The sequence below is a fragment of the Planctomyces sp. SH-PL62 genome, from assembly GCF_001610895.1.
Lineage (GTDB): Bacteria > Planctomycetota > Planctomycetia > Isosphaerales > Isosphaeraceae > Paludisphaera.
In genome coordinates, this window is sequence record NZ_CP011273.1 from 1687034 (window position 1) to 1706386 (window position 19353).

The 19353-nt window shown below is 69.0% G+C and carries 13 protein-coding genes and 1 pseudogene; 10 read left to right on the forward strand and 4 right to left on the reverse strand.

Annotated features, from left to right (window positions below; translation table 11 throughout):
* Nucleotides 1-12 precede the first annotated feature (12 nt).
* Nucleotides 13-1815, reverse strand: coding sequence for a sodium:solute symporter family protein (locus VT85_RS06550; RefSeq protein ID WP_068412284.1), 1803 nt, complete (start codon nucleotides 1813-1815; stop codon nucleotides 13-15).
* A 180-nt stretch (nucleotides 1816-1995) separates the two neighbouring features.
* The gene (locus tag VT85_RS06555) at nucleotides 1996-3135 is read right to left on the reverse strand and encodes an aldose epimerase family protein (protein ID WP_082858404.1); all 1140 of its coding nucleotides are present in this window, start codon (nucleotides 3133-3135) and stop codon (nucleotides 1996-1998) included.
* A 340-nt stretch (nucleotides 3136-3475) separates the two neighbouring features.
* On the opposite strand from VT85_RS06555, the gene VT85_RS06560 reads away from it, so the two are divergent.
* The gene (locus VT85_RS06560; RefSeq protein WP_068412287.1) at nucleotides 3476-4108 is read left to right on the forward strand and encodes a PEP-CTERM sorting domain-containing protein; all 633 of its coding nucleotides are present in this window, start codon (nucleotides 3476-3478) and stop codon (nucleotides 4106-4108) included.
* A gap of 105 nt (nucleotides 4109-4213) precedes the next feature.
* Here VT85_RS06560 and VT85_RS06565 read toward each other — a convergent pair whose 3' ends face one another.
* Nucleotides 4214-5026 carry an MBL fold metallo-hydrolase gene (locus tag VT85_RS06565; protein WP_197491263.1) on the reverse strand — a complete coding sequence of 271 codons (813 nt, stop codon included), beginning with the start codon at nucleotides 5024-5026 and terminating at the stop codon, nucleotides 4214-4216.
* Nucleotides 5027-5182: 156 nt separating this feature from the next.
* On the opposite strand from VT85_RS06565, the gene VT85_RS06570 reads away from it, so the two are divergent.
* Together VT85_RS06570 and VT85_RS06575 are read left to right on the forward strand one after the other, a co-directional pair.
* Nucleotides 5183-6340, forward strand: a complete 1158-nt coding sequence (locus VT85_RS06570) for a PfkB family carbohydrate kinase (RefSeq protein ID WP_197491136.1) — start codon at nucleotides 5183-5185, stop codon at nucleotides 6338-6340.
* 81 nt (nucleotides 6341-6421) lie between these two features.
* Nucleotides 6422-7117: a hypothetical protein gene (locus tag VT85_RS06575; protein WP_156512712.1), complete on the forward strand. Its 696-nt coding sequence runs from the start codon at nucleotides 6422-6424 to the stop codon at nucleotides 7115-7117.
* 43 nt (nucleotides 7118-7160) lie between these two features.
* On the opposite strand, the gene pdxA is transcribed toward VT85_RS06575, so the two are convergent.
* On the reverse strand, nucleotides 7161-8213 hold the full coding sequence (pdxA, locus tag VT85_RS06580; protein WP_068412305.1) for a 4-hydroxythreonine-4-phosphate dehydrogenase PdxA: 1053 nt from the start codon (nucleotides 8211-8213) through the stop codon (nucleotides 7161-7163).
* A gap of 417 nt (nucleotides 8214-8630) precedes the next feature.
* Between pdxA and VT85_RS06585 the strand changes: the two genes are divergently transcribed.
* The 7 genes and pseudogenes from VT85_RS06585 to VT85_RS06615 all read left to right on the forward strand — a co-directional run bounded on the left by VT85_RS06585 (nucleotide 8631) and on the right by VT85_RS06615 (nucleotide 19328).
* On the forward strand, nucleotides 8631-10424 hold the full coding sequence (locus VT85_RS06585) for a TIGR03960 family B12-binding radical SAM protein (RefSeq protein WP_068412307.1): 1794 nt from the start codon (nucleotides 8631-8633) through the stop codon (nucleotides 10422-10424).
* A 24-nt stretch (nucleotides 10425-10448) separates the two neighbouring features.
* A complete protein-coding gene (locus tag VT85_RS06590) occupies nucleotides 10449-11009 on the forward strand; it encodes a Uma2 family endonuclease (RefSeq protein ID WP_068412308.1) in 561 nt (186 codons plus the stop codon).
* Nucleotides 11006-12613, forward strand: a complete 1608-nt coding sequence (locus tag VT85_RS06595; protein ID WP_068412309.1) for a hypothetical protein — start codon at nucleotides 11006-11008, stop codon at nucleotides 12611-12613. Before VT85_RS06590 ends, VT85_RS06595 begins: the two co-directional genes overlap by 4 nt.
* 16 nt (nucleotides 12614-12629) lie before the next feature.
* A complete protein-coding gene (locus VT85_RS06600; protein WP_068412318.1) occupies nucleotides 12630-15185 on the forward strand; it encodes a YfhO family protein in 2556 nt (851 codons plus the stop codon).
* A 198-nt stretch (nucleotides 15186-15383) separates the two neighbouring features.
* Nucleotides 15384-15653 carry a 30S ribosomal protein S15 gene (gene rpsO / locus VT85_RS06605; RefSeq protein WP_068412322.1) on the forward strand — a complete coding sequence of 90 codons (270 nt, stop codon included), beginning with the start codon at nucleotides 15384-15386 and terminating at the stop codon, nucleotides 15651-15653.
* Nucleotides 15654-15996: 343 nt separating this feature from the next.
* Nucleotides 15997-18344 (forward strand): annotated as a pseudogene (pnp, locus tag VT85_RS06610) (polyribonucleotide nucleotidyltransferase).
* A gap of 132 nt (nucleotides 18345-18476) precedes the next feature.
* On the forward strand, nucleotides 18477-19328 hold the full coding sequence (locus VT85_RS06615) for a two-component system sensor histidine kinase NtrB (protein WP_082858930.1): 852 nt from the start codon (nucleotides 18477-18479) through the stop codon (nucleotides 19326-19328).
* Nucleotides 19329-19353: the final 25 nt, after the last annotated feature.

Below are 19353 nucleotides of genomic sequence, written 5' to 3' on the forward strand. Positions count from 1 at the left end.
GGCGTCGAGGCCTCACATGAAGATGAGATTGAGGGCCAAGGTCATCAGCAGCACCACGACGCCCAGGACGGCGGGCCGCTTGTACCACGGGAGCTGTTCGTCGACGTCGTGCTTGGTCAGCGAGTAGACCAGGCCGACCAGCTCCTCGTCCTTGCGGGGGCGGGTGAAGAGGCTGATCACGATGGTGACCACGAAGCAGGTCGTCCAGGCCCAGATGGCCGTCCAGAAGTTCTGGGCCATCTCGTTGCGGTAGGTGTGGACCAGGTGGATCCAGCCCCCCTTGACGCTCGCCGAGGCGCCCTCCGGTAGCGTGAGGCCGTGGTGGATCGCCGCCGCCGAGATCCCCGCGACGAGCCCGTAGAACGCGCCGTTGGCCGTGGCCCGCTTCCAGAACATGCCGAGCATGAACGTCGCGAAGAGGGGGGCGTTGACGAACGCGAAGACGAGCTGGAGCAGCTCCATGATGTTGTTGAACTGGGTCGCCACGTACGCCGCGGCGATCGAGACCACCGTCCCGAAGAAGGTGGCGAAATGGCCCATCCGGAGGTAGTGCTTGTCGCTGGCTTCGGGCTTGATGTACGCCTGGTAGATGTCGAACGTCCAGACCGTGTTGAACGCCGTGATGTTGCCGGCCATGCCCGACATGAAGCTGGCCAGCAGGGCCGTCAGCCCCAGGCCGAGGATCCCGGTCGGGAAGTAGTACAGGAGCATGTTCGGGATCGCCAGGTCGTAGTCGAGCACCGGCTTGCCGTTGGTGTCGACCACGACCTCGCCGGCGGAGTCCACCTTCGCCGGGATGATCCCCTTGCCCATCGTGTCCGCCTTGACGACCGACGCGGGGGCGCCGGGGGGCATGTCGGCCTCGGTGGGGGTCGGCAGCGCGATGGCGATGAGCCCCGGCAGGATGACCAGGAACGGGAAGAACATCTTGGGGATCGCGGCGATCAGCGGAGTCCGACGGGCCGAGGTCATCGAGTCCGCCGCCATCGCGCGCTGGACCACCAGGAAGTCCGTGCACCAGTAGCCGAACGAGAGGACGAAGCCCAGCCCCATCGCCAGCGCGAACCACTCGACGCCCAGCGGGTTCGTCTCGGCGTTGGTCATCCCCTTCCAGGCGTGGCCGAACCCGGCGGGCGTCTTGGCGACCAGCCCGTCCCAGCCGCCGACGTTCTTCAGGCCCAGCCAGACCAGCGGGAAGAAGCCCGCGACGATCAGGAAGAACTGGAGCACCTCGTTGTAGATCGCGCTCGTCAGCCCGCCCAGGTAGACGTAGCCCAGCGTGATCAGGGCCGAGACGACGATGCTGAGGTGGAAGATGTAGCTCATCGGCAGGCCGAGCGCCTGCATCAAGGGGTCGAAGATGTGCAGGGTCTCGATCAGCTTGGCCATCGCGTACATCGAAATGCCGGACGACATCACGGTCATCGCCGCGAACGTGATCGCGTTCAGTCCCCGGGTCTTCTCGTCGAACCGCAGGCGGAGGTACTCCGGCACCGACCGCGCCCGCGAGCCGTAGTAGAACGGCATCATGAACAGGCCGACGAACACCATCGCCGGGATCGCCCCCAGCCAGTAGAAGTGCGAGGTCGCGATCCCGTACTTCGCCCCCGAGGCGGCCATGCCGATGACCTCCTGGGCGCCCAGGTTGGCCGAGATGAAGGCCAGGCCGGCCACCCAGGCCGGGATCGAGCGGCCCGAGAGGAAGAAGTCCGTGCTGGTCTTCATGAACCGCTTCAGCGCGAAACCGATCCCGAGCACGAAGGCGAAATAGATCACCATGATCAAGTAATCGATCCACGCCAATGTGGTATGCATGCGTCTTTTCCTATCGCACGGACGGGGCCCGGGGCGGCCCGGCTCGCTCGGCCGATCGTCGCCGCTCGGTCGAGGTCGGGGGGCTCTCGGGACGCTTCAGACAAGGGGAGGGGGACCGACGGGGAGGCGGCGACGTCGCCACGGGCCGGGCGCGAGACGCCCGGCCCACGACGGCCGCACTCAGCGGGTGGAGAACCGGTACGACGTGGTCTGGGTGTAGGTCTCGCCGGGCCGGAGCACCGCGTTCGGGAAGTTGGGGTGATGGATCGAGTCCGGGAAGTGCTGGGCCTCCAGGCACATCCCGTGGTGCTTCTTGTAGGCGACGCCCCCGCGGCCGACGTTCGAGCCGTCCAGGAAGTTACCGCTGTAGAACTGGACGCCGGGCTCGGTCGTCTTCATCTCCACGACGCGACCCGTCCTGGGGTCGTAGACCGTCGCCAGCGCGCCGGGCTTGCCATCGAGGACGAAGTTGTGGTCGTAGCCGCCGGGGTCGCCCGTCATCTTGGCGATCCGGGCGCCGATCGCGACCGGCTTCGTGAAGTCCAGCGGAGTCCCGCCGACGGGGACGATCTCGCCGGTCGGGATCAGGGTGTCGTCGACCGGGGTGTAGTGCGAGGCGACGAGCGTCAGCTCATGATCGAGGATCGACGCGTCCGTCTTCCCCCCCAGGTTGAAATAGGTGTGGTTCGACAGGTTCAGCGGCGTGGCCTTGTCGGTGGTCGCCTTGTAGTCGATCTTCAACTCGTCGTCCGCCGTGACGGTGAACGTGACGGCGACGGTCAGGTTCCCCGGATACCCCTCCTCGCCGTCGGGGCTGGTGTAGGTCATCTCGACCGCCGGGCCCTCGGGGCTCTCGAACGGCCGGGCCTTCCAGACGACCCGATTGAAGCCCTTCAGGCCGCCGTGGAGCGCGTTCGGGGGGTTGTTGACCGCCAGGGTGTAATCCTCGCCGTCGAGCGTGAACTTCCCCTTGGCGATGCGGTTGGCGACGCGGCCGACGGTGGCCCCGAAGTAGGGGTGCTCGCCGAGGTAGCCTTCGAGCGTGTCGAACCCGAGGGTGACGTCGTCGACCTTTCCGTCGCGGTCCGGGGCCTCGATCGAGACGATCGTCGCGCCATAAGTGGCGACCTTGACGACGATCCTCCCGTTCTTCAACGTGTAGAGTTCGACCGCCTCGCCGTCCTTCGTCTTGCCGAAGTCCATCTTGCTCAGCCCCTTGACGTCGCCGAGCGCCACGCCCGGGGCGACGATCGCCAGCGAGAGGAGACACCCCAGGAGGGGGGCGGGGAATCGCCCCGCGCCGGTAGCCAACGCATTCATACTCGGAACCTCGCCCTCCCCGGAGGGAGACCACGACCCAGGTTCTCTGGGGTGCGACCGGCCGCGCGCCGGGACGCGTCGACCTCACGAAAGCGAGACCATCCTGACTCGCGCGAAAGCCGAAATCAACCGAGTAGCGCCCCCGAATCGGCCGGGAGAGCCGACTTGACAATTTCCCGGTTATGCTTATGTTGACGGAGCGGTCGTGGTCACCATCCAACGATGGAGCCCTGCCCGCGGGACGACCCGCACGGAAGTCGGTCGACTTCCCGTCCGGTGCGCTCGCAATGGAGAGCGAGCATGGTCTCGACGCCGAGGTTCAGCACCTCAAGGAGATGAGATGACGCTTCGATTCCGATCCCTCTGGATCCCCGCCCTGCTCGCGTCCGTCCTGGCCGCCCCCGCCGTCGCCCCCGCCGGCGTGATCGTCAACATCGACGCCCGCTACTACGGGTACGAGGGGAGCCAGAACATCCCCGCCGTCGGCGAGGCCGTCACCCCCATCAGCAACGCCCCCGACGGCCTCAACAAGGCGCTGAACCTGACCGCGGGGACCTACAAGGTCACCAACGCGTTCGGCCAGGCCACCGCCCTGTACAACGCCTTCCGGTTCAACGAGTCGACCGGCGAATCGTGGGTCTGGAACTTCCTGATCACCAACGCCACCGACGGCGACAAGGCCGTCCTGTTCGGCGAAGGCTCGGGCCTGGGCGCGACGGCCGAGGACGTGGCCGCCCAGTCGGCGGTGGAGGACTACGTGGCCTACTTCACGCTCGCCACGAATTCCGTCCTCAACTTCGTGATCCGCGACTCCTACCTGGCCGACAACGCCGGCGGCGTTTCGCTGCTCATCCAGGAGGTCGCCCCGCTCGGCAACACCGCCGTCCCCGAGCCGACCGGCTTGGTCCTCCTCGGCGCCGGCTCGCTCCTCTCCGCGACGCTGATCTTCCGCCGCCGTCGCCTGGCGAGCTGACCGCGACGCGAACTCCGCGAAATCCAACGAGGCTCCGGGAGGGGACGACCCACCGGAGCCTCGTCGCGTTTCAAGGCGTCGGCGACGCCGACCCGCAGCGATCGCTCAGAGCCAGATCTTCATGCGGGACCGCAGCGAATCGGGGAGGCGGCGGTCGACGATCCGCTGGATGTGGTCCGGGTGGAGCCGGGTGCTGAAGTGGGAGGCGATGATCACCTCGTTCTCGAACCGATCGGCGCGGGCGATCAGGTCGTCGAGGTGCGTGTGGCCGAACTTGTGGATGACGGCCGCCCGCTCGTTGGGGGCGACGAACGTCATCTCCAGGATCAGGATCTGCGCCCGGTAGACGTCGGGGAAGCCGTCGAGCCCGGCCGGCGCGGTGTCGCCCATGTAGGCGACCTTGGGGAGCCGGATCTCCGACGAGACCTCGATTCCCGAAAGCCTCAAATCGCGGATCTGCTCGCCCGTCAGGTCGTGGAATTCCGGCTTGAGCTTTTTCCGGCGTTCCCACACCAGGAAGCCGAGCGACGGGATCGTGTGCCGGGTCGGGAAGGCCTTCACGACCAGCTCGCGCGAGAGTTCGATCTCGTCGCCGGGCGCGACCCCCACCAGCTCGCAGGGCATCCGGCCCCGGTCCAGCCGCTGGAAGGCGCGCAGGAGCTGGTTCACGCCGTCGACGGCGTCGGTCGGCAGGTAGATCGTCGGCGGCTCCATCTTCATCAACCGGCGGCGGGCGACGAGGACGGGCAGGGCGGCGATATGGTCCAGGTGGGCGTGCGAGACGAACCAGTTCGGCGTGGTCATGAACGACCACGGCTGGACCCCCAGGTCGAAGCCGATCTTCAGCTCCGGCACCCGCCAGTACGTCTGGACGGCGGCCCGCGAATAGCCCTCGACCGTCAGACCCTTGTGGGACATCGAGCGCACCGGCGCATTGTCCACGGGATGATCGAGCGACTCCACATCCGATTCGATATCGACCGACACCCTACTCTCCTTCGGCACGACGCGGGGGCAAGCAGACAGGCTTCTCCTGTAGTATAAGCAAACGAGGATCGGCCTGAACACGGCGGCTTGGGCCGTCGTCCCATCCACGAATCCGAGGTCCGCGTCATGATCGGCCGCGTCCGCGTCTTCGGCCCCGCCTATCTCGACCGCGTCCTCCGCGCCGACGGCCGCCTGCTCGGCACGTCGTCCGGCCCCCCCCTGGATCAGAGCGTCGAGGGCCGCATCGGGTTCGGCGCGGACGGGGAGGGCGGGGATGGTTTGAGGCTCGTCGACCCGGTCGGCGCGACGATCACGATCGGCCTGCCCGACGAGTGGCCCGGCCCTCGGGGCGTCGTCGCGCTGGAAGGACCGATCGGCGCCGAGCCCGGCTCCCGGTCGCACGTGCAGGCCAGAGACTGGAGCGACGACCTCGGGGGGATGGGCGCGGGGTTCGCCGCCGCCCTCGGTGGGGAGCTGGTCTCGGCGCTCGGGCCGGAGGACGACCCGAACAGCCGGGCCGTCGCCGGGCTGCTCGTCCGCGAAGGCGTCCAGGGCCGCCGCGTGCGGGTGGACCGGCCGGCCGACTGGACCCTCCTGGTCTCCAGCGGCGAGCACGGGGACAAGCTCGCGGTCGGCTTCCGGGGCTGCCACGCGGCGCTGGAGATCTCGGCGCTGCGGCCGTTCCTCGGCGAAGCTTGCGGCGTGCTGGTCGCCGCCGGGCTGCCGAACCGGCTCTCGGCCGATATCCTCAAGGCGCCCGGCCCTTCGCTCCGGGTCTTCGCGCCGGCGATGCGGAACATGATCGACCGGGACTTCCCGCTGCGAGGGGCGATCGGCCCCGTCGACCTCCTCTGTTGCAACCGGGGCGAGTGGGAGGCGCTGGAGGACCGCGAGGAGGTCGCCGCGCGGCTCTCGATCCTGGTCGTGACCGACGGCGCGGCCGGGGCGAAGGCGCGATTCACCGACCCGTATGGGGAGGCGCGCTCGGTCGCGATCCCGAGCTTTCCCAGGGCCCGGCCTCCCCGCGACACCAACCGGGCGGGGGAGGCGTTCGCCGCCTTCCTGATCGCCGCGCTGCTCGACCTGGGCTGGGACCCCGGCTCCTGCACGGCGGCCGTCGACCTGGTCCGCGCGGCGATGCTCCGGGCCTCGGCCGCGTCGGCCCTGGTGCTGGACCGGACCGCGTTCGGCTTCCCGACGGCGGCGGAGGTCGACGCCGCGATGGCGCGAGGCCTCGTCGACTGAGATCGGCCCGGCGGGTACAATGCCAGGCCCCAGGCGCACCGGGCGCGGAGGGGTTCCCGGTTGGATGGAGAGGGTCGGTCGATGTCGCGACGAAACCTGATGTTCGCCCTCGTGGGGCTCGTCGCCGGACTCCTCGCCGCGACGAGGGTCCCCCTGCACGCCCAGAAGCCCCCGCAAGATCCGACGGGCCAGCCGCTCCCGGCCCCGGTGGGCACCGCCGCGATCCCTCGGGCCGAGGGGAAGGTCTCGCTCCAGGACGCCCTCCTGCTCCCCTACACGTTCGACTTCGGCAAGCCGACGGCCCTCGACGCGTTCGCCAGGCGGCTTTCCGCCGATCTCGGCGGGGAAGTGGTGCTGGACATCGCCGCGCTCGATCGCCTGGAGCTCCGGAAGGAAGACACCGTCGAGCTGGAATTGAAGGGGAGCCGGCTCAAGACCGGGCTCAAGCTGGTGCTCGACCAGGTCGACCTGACCTACCGGATCATCCCGGAAGACAACCTCATGATCCTCACCGACGAGGAAGGGGCCGAGGACCCGCTGGACAAGATCTGGGCCGAGTTGGGCCACGTCCACCGCGAGGTCCACGACATCCTGGACGTCCTCGACGAGGTGCTCGCCCGCGTCGAGTCGCAGGACGACGGCCCCCAGTTGCGGCAGCCGACGATCATCGAGGAAATGCCCGGCGTCCCCGGCGCCGATCCGGCCGCGCCGGGCGTCGATCCCGTCCCGCCCGAGGAGGGTGCCGAACCGGCCCCGGTCAAGCGGCCCCGCACCTGATTCGACCCGGCTCCGATCGACCCGCCCCCGCTCCCTCTCCGGATCAGGCCGTCGCGTGCGCCCGGTTCCAGGCGGCCATCCGGGCCGCCACGCGCACGGCCGCGATCAGGCTCGACGAGTCGGCGAGCCCTCGCCAGGCGATATCGAACGCCGTCCCGTGTGCGACGCTCGTCCGGACGATCGGCAGGCCGAGCGTGACGTTCACCCCACGCCGGAATCCGACCGTCTTGAGGGCGATGTGCCCCTGATCGTGGTACATGGCCACGATCGCGTCGAAGGTGCCGGAAAGCGCCTCGTGAAAGAGGGTGTCGTTGGGGAAGGGGCCCGACACGTCGAACCCCTCGGCCTTCGTCAGCCCGACGGCCGGGCGGATAGTCCGGATCTCCTCGTCCCCGAACAGGCCGTTCTCGCCGGCGTGGGGGTTGAGCGAGGCGACGGCGATCCGGGGCCGTCGCCCGGCGGTCAGGGGCCGAAGCGCCCGGTCCGCAAGCCGGATCTTGGACGCGACCGAGTCGACCGTGATCGCATCGAAGACGTCGCGAAGCGCCATGTGGAGCGTGACGTGGACGACTCCCAGGCCCCGGCCCTCGCTCGGGTCCCCGGCCGCCTCCTCGGAAGGCAGATACAGCATCATCGCGTGGTCGGGGGTCCCGCAGCGGTCGGCCAGGATCTCGGTATGTCCGGGATGGTGGACGCCCGCCAGACTCAGCGATTCCTTGTTCAGCGGCAAGGTCGCGATGGCGTCGATCCGCCCGGCGAGAGCGAGATCGATGGCATGGATCAGGTAGTCGTAGGCCGCCCGCCCGGCGCGGGCGTCGATCGCTCCCGGCTCCACACCGGAGACGTCCACGGCCCCCGGCGGCTCCAGGCAGGGCATCAGGCCGGGCGACGGATCGGCCGCCTCCGGATCGTCGATTTCGCGGACCTGGACCGAACCGCCGACGAGTTCGACTGCGCGACGCGCGACCGCCGGACTGCCGACGACGAAGGGCCGACAGAGGGCGTGCAACGCGGGATCGCTCCAGGCTCGGGCCGCGACTTCGGGGCCGACGCCGGCGACGTCTCCCAGGGTCATTGCGATCTTCGGGCGGTCCATGACGGCGGCTCTCGGGCGTCGGGAAGGGCGGGTTCTTCGGATGGACCATTATAGACGGTTATCGAGACGAGTCGCGAACCCTCCGACGCTTCATCCCGTCGGGGTGTCGCGCTGCAGCCTGGAGATCCTGACTTCCCAGGCTCGCGACGGCCGGGCGGGCCGCCCGGACCAGGAGGGAGAAAGGCGGGCGGCGCTGGAACTCCGCAATCGAGAGCCATATCCAACCCGCCGACCCGCCGCGTCGGCTGGTCAGCGGGCGGGGGATTGGGTTAAGATCCAGGGCTATGACCCGTCCCCGGCGAGAGCCTGGGGACGCCGGCCTACGACCTGGCTCGCGAACGATCCAATCTCCACGCCCTTGTCGCGCGACCAACCGGTTCCGGCCATTCGACGAACACCTCGCGGGAGCCTGCGCCGATGCTCAATCAGGAACTCAAGGATGCCGTCCTCTCCCGGATCATCCCCAAGGTTCGCACGCCCGGCCAGTACGTCGGCGGCGAGCTGAACAGCGTCGTCAAGGACCATCGCACGGTCGCCGGGACGCTCTGCATGGCGTTCCCGGACACGTATGCGCTGGGGATGAGCCACCACGGCATGCAGGTCTTCTACAGCCTGATGAACGGGCGGGGCTGGGCCTGCGAGCGGGCCTTCACTCCGTTGCCGGACTTCGAGGCCGCCCTGCGGGCCGAGGGTCTGCCGCTCTACGGCCTGGAGACCTTCACGCCGCTGAACCAGTTCGACGTGGTCGGCTTCTCGCTCCAGTACGAGATCTCGTACACGAACGTCCTGACGATGCTCGACCTGGGGGGCATCCCGCTCCACGCCGTCGACCGGACGGCCGACGACCCGCTGGTCATCGCGGGGGGGCCGGGCGGGCAGAACCCCGAGTTGCTCGCCCCCTACATCGACCTGTTCGTCATGGGCGACGGCGAGCCCAGCCTGCCGTACGTCTGCGACCAATGGCGGGAGATGAAGGATTCCGGGCTCACGCGCGAGGAGAAGCTGGCGCGGATCGTCGGCTCCGTGACCTGGGCCTACGCCCCGCGGTTCTATGAGCCGATCTACGCCGAGGACGGCACGATCGCCGAGATCCGCCGGCTCCGCGACGACGTCCCCGCCGGCATCCGCCCCTGCGTGATCCAGGACCTGGAAGGGTCGCCGCTGCCGACGAAGCCCGTCGTCCCGTTCGTCGAGACGGCCCACGACCGGATCGCCATCGAGATCATGCGCGGCTGCCCCTGGCAGTGCCGCTTCTGCCAGAGCACCGTCATCAAGCGCCCGTTGCGATACCGCACCGTCGAGACGATCGTCGCGTCGGCCCTGGAGTCGTACCGCAACACCGGCTACGACGAGATCAGCCTGCTGTCGCTCTCCACGAGCGATTATCCCGACTTCGAGGAACTCGTCACCCGGATGAGCGAGGTCTTCACGCCCCTGGGGGTCAAGATCTCGCTCCCCAGCCTCCGGATCACCGAGACCCTCAAGAAGATCCCCGCATTGCTCCAGGAAGGACGCCGCAGCGGCCTGACCCTGGCGCCCGAGGTCGCCCGCGACGACATGCGGACACAGATCCGCAAGCCGATCAACAACCAGGACCTCTACGACGGCTGCGCCGAGGCGTTCCGTCGGGGCTGGCGGAAGGTCAAGCTGTACTTCATGTGCGGCCTCCCCGGCGAACGCCCCGCCGACCTGGACGGGATCATCGACATGGCCGAGACCATCGCCCGGATCGGCAAGGACGTCACCGGCCGGTTCGCCGACGTCACCGCCAGCGTCTCGAACTTCGTCCCCAAGCCCCACACGCCCTATCAGTGGAACGGGATGAAGGACCGCGAATACTTCCACTGGGCCCACAAGTACCTGCGGTCGCGGGTGCGGATGCGCTCGGTCACCGTCAAGTGCCACGACGTCGAGCGGAGCCTGCTCGAAGGCATCCTGACCCGCGGCGACCGCCGCGTCGCCGCCGCGATGGAAGAAGCCTGGCGTCGCGGGGCCCGGCTCGACGCCTGGACCGAGTACTTCAACTCCTCGCTCTGGTGGAAGACCTTCGAGGACCTGGGGATCGACGTCCCCTCCTACAGCCAGCGCGAGCGGCCCGTCGAGGAAATCCTCCCCTGGGACCACATCCACATCAAGTACGGCCGCGACTACCTGGCGAAGGAGCAGAACCGCTCCGTCGTCCAGCTCGAAGCCATGGCCGGCGCCGTCTGACCGACCGGAGGAGGACGAATCGCGATGGCGACCACCTCGACCCCCCGCCTGATGACCGCCGAGGAGTTCATGAAGGCCGAGCTCGGCGAGGGGCTTCATGAACTCGTCCGAGGGGAGGTCGTTCCCGTGACGCCGCCTGGTCCCGAGCATGGTTACCTCTGCTCCAATCTGGTCACCTTGCTCCATGTTTACGGGCGGCGCACGGGGCTCGGTTATTGCTTGTCGAACGACTCGGCCATCCAGACGACACGTGGGCCCGACACGGTCCGGGGCGCCGACGTCTCCTTCTATACTGAGGCTCGCTGGCCCCGCTCCAGCCTCGGGCCGGGCTTGAGCCCGGTCCCCCCCGACCTCGTGATCGAGGTCGTCTCGCCCGGCAATCGGCGGGGCGAGTTGCTGGCGAAGGTCGCCGAGTATCTGGACGCCCGGACTCTCGTCGTCTGGCTCGTCTACCCGAAGACGCGGTCGGTCGCGATCTACCGCGACTCCGAATCGCCGCCTGTCGTCCTGGGGGCCGACGACGCGGTCGAAGGCTTGCCCGAGCTTCCCGGTTTCCGCTGCCTCGTCTCGGAAGTCTTCGCGTGAAACGACCCGCCGTCCTCCTCGTCCCGGCCCTCCTCGTCGCGATCGCCTGGAGCGTCGTCGTCCGGGTCCCGCTGATCGTGAACGCCCCCGCGCACCTGGACAGCGACCTGGCCGTCGACGGCCTGACGCTCCGCGAGGCGGTCGACGGTCACTGGCGATGGCACTATCCCGGAACGCCCTACATGGGGACCGGGGCCGTCCTGCTGAGCTATCCGCCGGCGAAGCTTTGGGGGGCGTCGCCGGAGACGCTCGTCGTCGGCGGGACGGTCGCCTACGTCTTGCTGGTTGCAGGCGTCTTCGCGACGGCCTGGGCCGGGTTCGGTCCCCGGGTCGCGGGCTGGAGCCTCCTGCCGCTCGCCTTCGCGTCGACCGGGACGCTCTGGCTCACCGGGAGGATCACCGGCGGACACATGCTGGCCGCTTCCTGGAGCGCGGGGGCCTGGCTGATTCTGGCGTGGCTCATCCAGTGGGGAGGGCGGGGGAGGGCGCTCCTGCTGGGCCTCTGGTGCGGCCTGGGGATGTGGCACGACTCGATGTTCCTCATGACCCTGGTCGGGCTGATCCCCGCCGGACTGCTCGCCGCGTTCGTCGGGCGAGAGGGCCGGAGCGGTCGGACGACGGCCGTTTGCGGGCTCTTGCTCCTCGTCGGCTTCGCGATCGGCGTCTCGCCCCGGCCCGTCGGGCGGGCGATCGAGCCGCACGACGCCTACAACGAGCAGTTCGCCTGGAGCCTCGATCCGGCCTTGCTCCGGGAACACGCCCGAATCCTGTTCCTGGACTGCCTGCCGCGTCTGGTCGCCGGGCATCGCCTTCCGGGATTGGAAGCCGATCCCGACCCCGCCTTGCTGGGAGGGGGCGCGCCGGTGCAGCGGACGGGGGGACGGACCGCCGACTTCGGCTGGGTCGCGGTCGTCGCGACGGGCCTCTCCTCGGTCCTGTTCCTCGTCGCGATGGGGATGGTCGCCGGGCGGATCGGCCTGGCCGGGACGGTCGCCGGGCGGGCGATCGCGCTGGGCCTGCTGGCCTCGTCGGCGGCGATCCTCGCGGCGTTCGTCGTGAATCGCAACATCTTCAACGCGGACAATTATCGCTATCTGGTCCTGCTCCTGATCCCCTGGACGCTGGGCCTCGGGCTGACTCTCGACGCGCTGGCGAGGCGATCGACGGGGGGGCTCGCGGCGGCCCTGGGGATCGCGTTCGCGTTCGGGCTCGCGTTCACCTGGGACGCCGCCGCGTGGTATCGTCGTCTGGGCTGGATCGACGAGCGAGGAGCGGTCGTCCGCCGGGCGGTCGACGATCCCGCGCTCCGCTGGCTGGACGAGCATCCCGAGGTCGACGCCTTCGCGGCCGGCTACTGGGACGCGTATCGGCTGGCGTTCCTGAGCGGGCGTCCCTTGCGGGGCGTCCCCCATCCGATCTACCCGAACCGTTTCCCCGAGTGGACGTCGGCGGCGGCGGGGGGTCGGCCGACGATCCTGATCGCCCGGCCGACTCCCGAAGACCAGCGGTTCCTGCAACAGGCGCTCGGCGATGGCGGCCGGGTGCTCCACCGCGAGCGGGGGACGACGATCGCGTCCCGGCCGCACGCAGCCCAGGCCGATTGAGCAGCGAGGACGTTTCGTGTCGCAACCGCAACCGGGGCCGGACGCCGTCGAGACCGATTCGAGCTGGTTCCAGCCCCCGCGATGGAGCGTGCGCGACCTCGCGGCGCTGGCGGTCTGGACCGCCGGGCTCTGCTGGATTTTCCGGGACGCCGTCTTCTTCCGGGGGGCGTTCTTCTACTTCGACGTCACCGAGATCAACTACCCGTATCGCCACTTCTTCGCCGAGGAGCTGAAGGCCGGGCGGTTCTCGCGCTGGTGCCCCTGGCTCTACTGCGGGATGCCGCTGTTCAGCGAGAGCCAGGCGGGCTACCTGCACCCGCTCAAATACCTGCTCTATCCCTGGATGGAGACCTGGAAGGCGTTCAACCTCGACACCGTGCTCTCGATCTGGCTCGCCGGCGCGGGGACTTACGGCTGGCTCCGGCGGCACGTCGGGCCGGCGGGCGCCCTGACGGGCGCGGCCCTGTTCGGAGTCGGCGGGTTCACCTGGGCCCACCTCGTCCACACGAGCATGATCAACGCCCTGGCGAGCGTCCCGTTCGTGGTCTGGGCGCTGGAATGGTCGTGGGGCTCCGGGCGCTGGCGGGGCGTCGCGTTGGGTGCGTTCGCGCTCGCATGCCAGGTCTTCGCGGGACATCTCCAGGACGTCATCCTCTGCTCGGGGATCGTCGGTTTCTACGGCCTCTTCCGCGCGTGCACCTCGGCCACGAAGGCCGAGGCGCGGAGCGTCCTGGCGCGGACGTTCGGGCTGGTCTTCCTGGGCGTGCTGCTCTCGGCCGTCCAGTGGGTCCCCTCGAAGGAGCTGCTCGACCGCTCGCCACGCGCCGGGGGGCTGACGTACGACGAGCTGACCTACGGATCGTGGAGCCCCGAACTCCTACCGACGCTCGTGCTCCGCGAGGCCTACGGCACCCGCGCCCGCGACACCGACTGGATGGACGGCTTCTACCCCTACCATGAGATGAACGCCTACCTGGGCCTGCTCGGGATGGCGCTCGCCGTCGTCGGCGCGTCGGGTCAGGGTGGGCGAGACCGCTGGACCACCTGCTTCGCACTCCTGACGATCACCGGCGGGCTGTTGATGCTCGGCCGGTTCACTTTCCTGTTCGACTACGCGAACCGGATCCCGATCGCCGGCAGCTCGCGCGAGCCGGTCCGCGTCCACCTCTGGGTTTCGCTGGGAGTCGCCGCCCTGGCGGCCGTCGGCGTGGAGCGGCTCCAACGGCCGGGGGTGGTGAGCCTGCGCGCGGCCCTTACGCTTGTGGCCCTCCTCGTCCTCGCGTCGCTCCCCATCCTCGCCTACGTCTACTCGCCCATCTGGACCGACCCCCGGCGCTGGGGGACGCCCTACCACCTGGACCGCTACCGCTGGCTCGGTCGCGAACTGCTCGTCGGGTCGATCCGCACGGGCGTACTGACGGCGGCCGGGTTGATGATCGCGTGGAAGGCGTCGAGGACCTCACGCCCGGAGCTTCGCGCTCGGCTCGCCGCCGCGCTGCCGGTCCTCGTGCTGCTGGATCTCCTGGGAGCCCACGCGGTCGAGCCCGTGACGGTCTCCCCGGATTACTGGACCTCGCCCCCGGAGACGGTGGAGCGGCTCAAGGCCGACCCGACGTTCGTCCGCGTCTTCGGCAGCGGCGACAAGAGCGCCGGGGAGCCGGGATACGCCTCGGAGCCGATCGACTTCATGAAGATGCGCGACGCCCTCAACTGGAGCCTCCCCGCGGCCTGGGGCCTGGCCTCGGCGAAGGGAGAGACCCCGATGATCCCCCGACGCATCCTGGACTATTTCGACAACACCCGCTACAAGGCGGGAAGGTTCGACCTCGATAGCGTGAGCCACGTCGTCACGGGCCGGAGCCTGCGATCCGTGTTCGTCCCCAACGAGCCGGTCGGCGAGGCGTTCCTCCACGTCAACCCGAACGCCCGCCCCCGCGCCCGCCTGAAAGGGAGACCGGTCTATGCGTCGAGCCGAGAGGAGGCCGTCGCGGCCCTGACCCGCCTCGGCCCGGAGCTGCTGGAGCGGCTCGTCGTCGAGGACCCCGCGCGACCGCTGGACGCCGAGGCGCAGGCCGTCGGCACGGCGAAAATCGAGGTGGACCTGCCCGAAGAGGTGGCCGTCTCGGTCGTCGCCGAAACTCCCGCCTATCTTGTCCTTGCCGATACGTTCGACCCCGGCTGGACGGCGACCGTCGACGGCATCCCCGCTCCCATCGTCCCGGCCTACGTCGCCTTCCGTGCGGTCCACCTGGAACCGGGGACGCACCGGGTCGTCTTCCGATACGCCCCGGCGGGCTTCTCCCTGGGCCTCGCGGCGACCATTCTCGGCGGCCTGCTCGCAATCGGGCTCTTGCTTCGGCCCGGATCGACCACGACGACGGCCGATCACCGGGACCTGGCGAGGGCGAACCGCTTGAAAGCCGCCTGGCTGGCGGCCGTCGTCCTGATCGTCCTGGCTTCGATCCCGAGCTTCGAGCCGGAGGGAATCTCCATCCAGTCTCGATGGCGACGAGCCTGGCACACCTTCACCTGGGGGGCCGGGGTGGAAGCCATGCATCAAAACCGGCAATGAGGCGACGCCCGAAAAGGCCGAAGGCGCGGACGTCGAGGGATGGCGGAGTCGTGCGGACCGGGAGGATCGTCCCGGCCTCGGAAACCTCGGGGAAGGGATTGTAATCCGAGGCGGGTTCGCCTATGGTGGTTGACTTGAAGTGTAGAGGGTTTCACAAGATCGGCTTTCACCGCGAAGGCCGGGGTTTTGGGGCGAGCGATGGCGATCACGAAGGAGAAGAAGCAGGAACTGATCGGTAATTTCAGCCGGGGTGATCAGGATACGGGCTCGCCGGAGGTGCAAATCGCCCTCCTGACCGCCCGCATCAACGATCTCACCGACCATTTCAAGGCCCACAGCAAGGACCACGCCAGCCGGCGCGGCCTGCTGATGATGGTCTCGAAGCGATCAGGCCTCCTGAAGTATCTGCGGCTTCACGATCGGAAGAAGTACCTCGAACTGATCAGCCGCCTGGGCATCCGCAAGTAACGCGAACGGGATCGCCGCTCTGCTCTCCCGGACGACCAGCGCCATCCTGGCCTCGCAAAGGCCACGGCGGCGGTCCGGTCGCCACGACGACGACCACGGGCTGTCCGGGACGATCCGCCTGCGACGAATTCCTCGCGGTTGCGTGCGCGTCGATCCGTCGCGATCGGCCGACTTCCCGCCCGAGACGCGGCCGACCCTCCGGGGTCCGGCCCTCTCCACCTACGTCCACGCCGCCGGCGTCCGACGCCCGCGAGGCGGGACCGGCGGCCTCGTCCGGCGACGCGGCGAGCCCTGCGTTCATCCCGACGCCCCACGACTCCGTGTCTCATCCAGAGTACCTTGCATGTCTAATTCGCCATTTTCGCCCAAGGTCGTCGAGCGGACGATCGGCGACCGAACCATCAGCATCGAGACGGGACGCTTCGCCAAGCAAGCCTCCGGCGCGGTGGTCGTCCGGCTCGGCGACACCATGACGCTGGTGACGGCGATGGCCGGCCCGGGCCGCGAGGGCCTGGACTTCTTCCCGCTGACCGTCGACTACCGCGAGAAGACCTACTCGGCCGGCAAGTTCCCCGGCGGCTTCATCAAGCGTGAAGGCCGGCCGACCACCAAGGAAATCCTCACCGCCCGCCTGATCGACCGCCCGATCCGGCCGCTCTTCCCCGAGTGGTATCGCGAGGAAGTCCAGATCCAGGCCGGCCCGATCTCGGCCGACCGCGTGAACGACCCCGACGTCCTCTCGATCCTGGGCGCCTCGGCCTCGTTGATGCTGGCGAAGGCCCCTTCCTGGGCCCCATCGGTGCCGTCCGGCTGGCCCGCGTCGACGGCAAGCTCGTCGCGTTCCCCACCGCCGAGGAGGTCGCCGCCAGCGATCTCGACCTGATCGTCGCCAGCACGGCCAAGGCCGTCGTGATGATCGAAGGGTTCGCCGACGAACTCCCCGAGCCCGAGATGGCCGACGCCATCATCGAAGGCCATCGGATCAACCAGGAGCTCATCGCCCTTCAGTATGAGCTGCTCGCCGCCGTCGGCCATGAGCGGACCGAGTTCCGCCCGGCCCCGCCCGACGCCCTCAAGGGCCACATCCTCGAGCACTACGGCGCCCGCATCCGCGACGCCAAGCAGATCGTGCTCAAGCAGGAGCGGAACGCGACCGTCAAGGCGATCGTCGAGTCGATCATCGGCGACCTGATCACCGGTCACGGCGAACCGTTCGCCATCGCCCCCGGCGGCCCCGGCGAAAACGCGCATACGCCCGTCCCCGTCACCAAGGAACGCATCAAGACCGTCTTCCACGCCGTGGAAGAAGTCGTGGTCCGCGACCTGATCCTCAGCGGCAAGCGGCCCGACGGCCGCGGCCCTCGCGACCTTCGCTCGATCAAGTGCGAGGTCGGCGTCCTGCCCCGGGCCCACGGCTCCGCCATCTTCCAGCGCGGCGAGACCCAGGCCCTCGTCACCACGGTGCTCGGCACCGGGGCCGACGAGCAGCGGGTCGACGGCATCATGGACGAATTCACCAAGAAGTTCATGTTGGACTACAACATGCCGCCGTTCGCCGTCGGCGAGATCCGGCCCATCCGGGGCCCCGGCCGTCGCGAGATCGGCCACGGCGCCCTGGCCGAACGATCGGTCGCCCCGATCCTCCCCGCCCCGGCCAAGTTCCCGTACACCATCCGGGTCATCTCCGACATCCTCGAGTCCAACGGCTCCAGCTCGATGGCCTCGGTCTGCGGGGCGACCCTCAGCCTGATGGACGCCGGCGTCCCGATCAGCGACCCCGTCGGCGGGATCTCGATCGGCCTGGTCCAGGACGACGAGACCGGCCGGCACGTCCTCCTCACCGACATCATCGGCGAGGAAGATCATTACGGCGACATGGACTTCAAGGTCGCCGGTACCCAGCGCGGCGTGACCGGCATCCAGCTCGACCTGAAGAACCAGGGGATCACCGAGGACGTCATCCGCGAGACCCTCGAGCAGGCCCACGAAGCCCGCCTCGAGATCCTTCGCGCCATGCTCCGCTCGATCAAGCGGCCTCGCGAGGAAATCTCCACCAACGCCCCCCGGCTGATCCAGATCCAGATCAACCCGGACAAGATCGGCCTCCTCATCGGCCCCGGCGGCAAGACCATCCGCCGCCTCCAGGATGAGACGGGCGCCAAGATCGACATCGACGACAGCGGCGTCGTGACCCTCGCGAGCATCGACGCCTCCGGTGCCGAAGCCGCCCGGGACAAGATCCTGGCCATGACCGAAGGCGTGCAAGTCGGCCGGATTTACGAAGGCCGCGTCACCTCCATCAAGGAGTTCGGCGCGTTCGTAGAGATCCTGCCCGGCAAGGACGGCCTGGTCCACGTCACCGAGCTCTCCAGCGGCTACGTCACGAACGTCGCCGACGTCTGCCGCGTCGGCGATTCGATGATGGTCAAGGTGATCGCCGTCGACGACCAGGACCGCGTCAAGCTCTCGCGCAAGGCGGCGCTGGCCGAGCGGGAACTCCCCGACGAGTTCGCGTCGAAGCCTCGCCCCGCCGGTTCGGCCGATCGCCCCCAGGGTGCCGGGCCGGGCGGACCGGGCGGACCGCCGCCGCGCCGTTCCGAAGGGGAACGTCGTCCTGAAGGGGATCGCGGCCGGGGCTACGGCGGTGGCGACCGGGGCGGTGATCGCGGCGGCCCTCGCGGCCCTCGCTGAGCCTGCGGCTCGCCTTCGTCCTCACGTACCTGATCCGGGGACGTTCGGGCCCCCGCCCGAACGTCCCCTTCCTCGTCATCCCCCTGGCGGCCCTTGATCGAACCATCGCCCGCGGATCGGCGGATCGAGACCATGGGACACCCCATCACCGGAACGGTCGTCGACTCGCCCTCGGCGCCCAAGGAACCCGCCCTGGACTCGTCCTCCGATGGACCCGCCCCCTCGGCGCTCCCTTTCGACCCCGATCTCGCCCGTCGGCTCCGCGAGCAGAACGCTCAGATCGCGCAGCTCGCCGGCGGCCTCGCCCACGAGATTCGCAACCCGCTCTCCACCCTTTCGCTCAATCTGGACCTCCTGGCCGAAGACTTCCAGGACGCCGAGACGCCCCGCGAGCGTCGGGCGGGGACCCGGATCGAGCGGCTCAAGCGCGAGGCGAGGCGGCTCCAGGACATCCTGGAGAACTTCCTCCGATTCGCGCGGCTCCAGGACCTGCGACCGACCGAGGTCGACCTGAACGCGGTCGTCGAGGAGATGTGCGACTTTTACGAGCCGCAGGCTTCGACGCGGGGCGTGGTGGTCCGCACCCACTTCGCCCCCGACATCCCGAAGACGTCGCTCGACGCCGACGCTTTCAAACAGGCGGTCCTCAACCTGATGCTCAACGCCGAACATGCGATGCCGGACGGCGGAGAGTTGATCCTCACCACCCGCCGCGACGGCCCCTGCGTCGTGCTCGACGTCATCGATACGGGCTGCGGGATGACCGAGGACGTCCGGTCGAAGATTTTCGACCCGTTCTACTCCACGAGGAAGGGGGGGAGCGGATTGGGGCTCCCCACCACGCGGAACATCATCGAGGCGCACGGCGGATCCATCGAGGTCCAGAGCGTCCCGAACCGGGGCTCGCGATTCTCGATCCGGCTCCCGACCTCCTCGCGATTTTCCCCCGACGCGGTCGATCGGTCGGATCCCGACGAGCCCTGAGCCTCGATCGCCGTCGTCGCGTCGA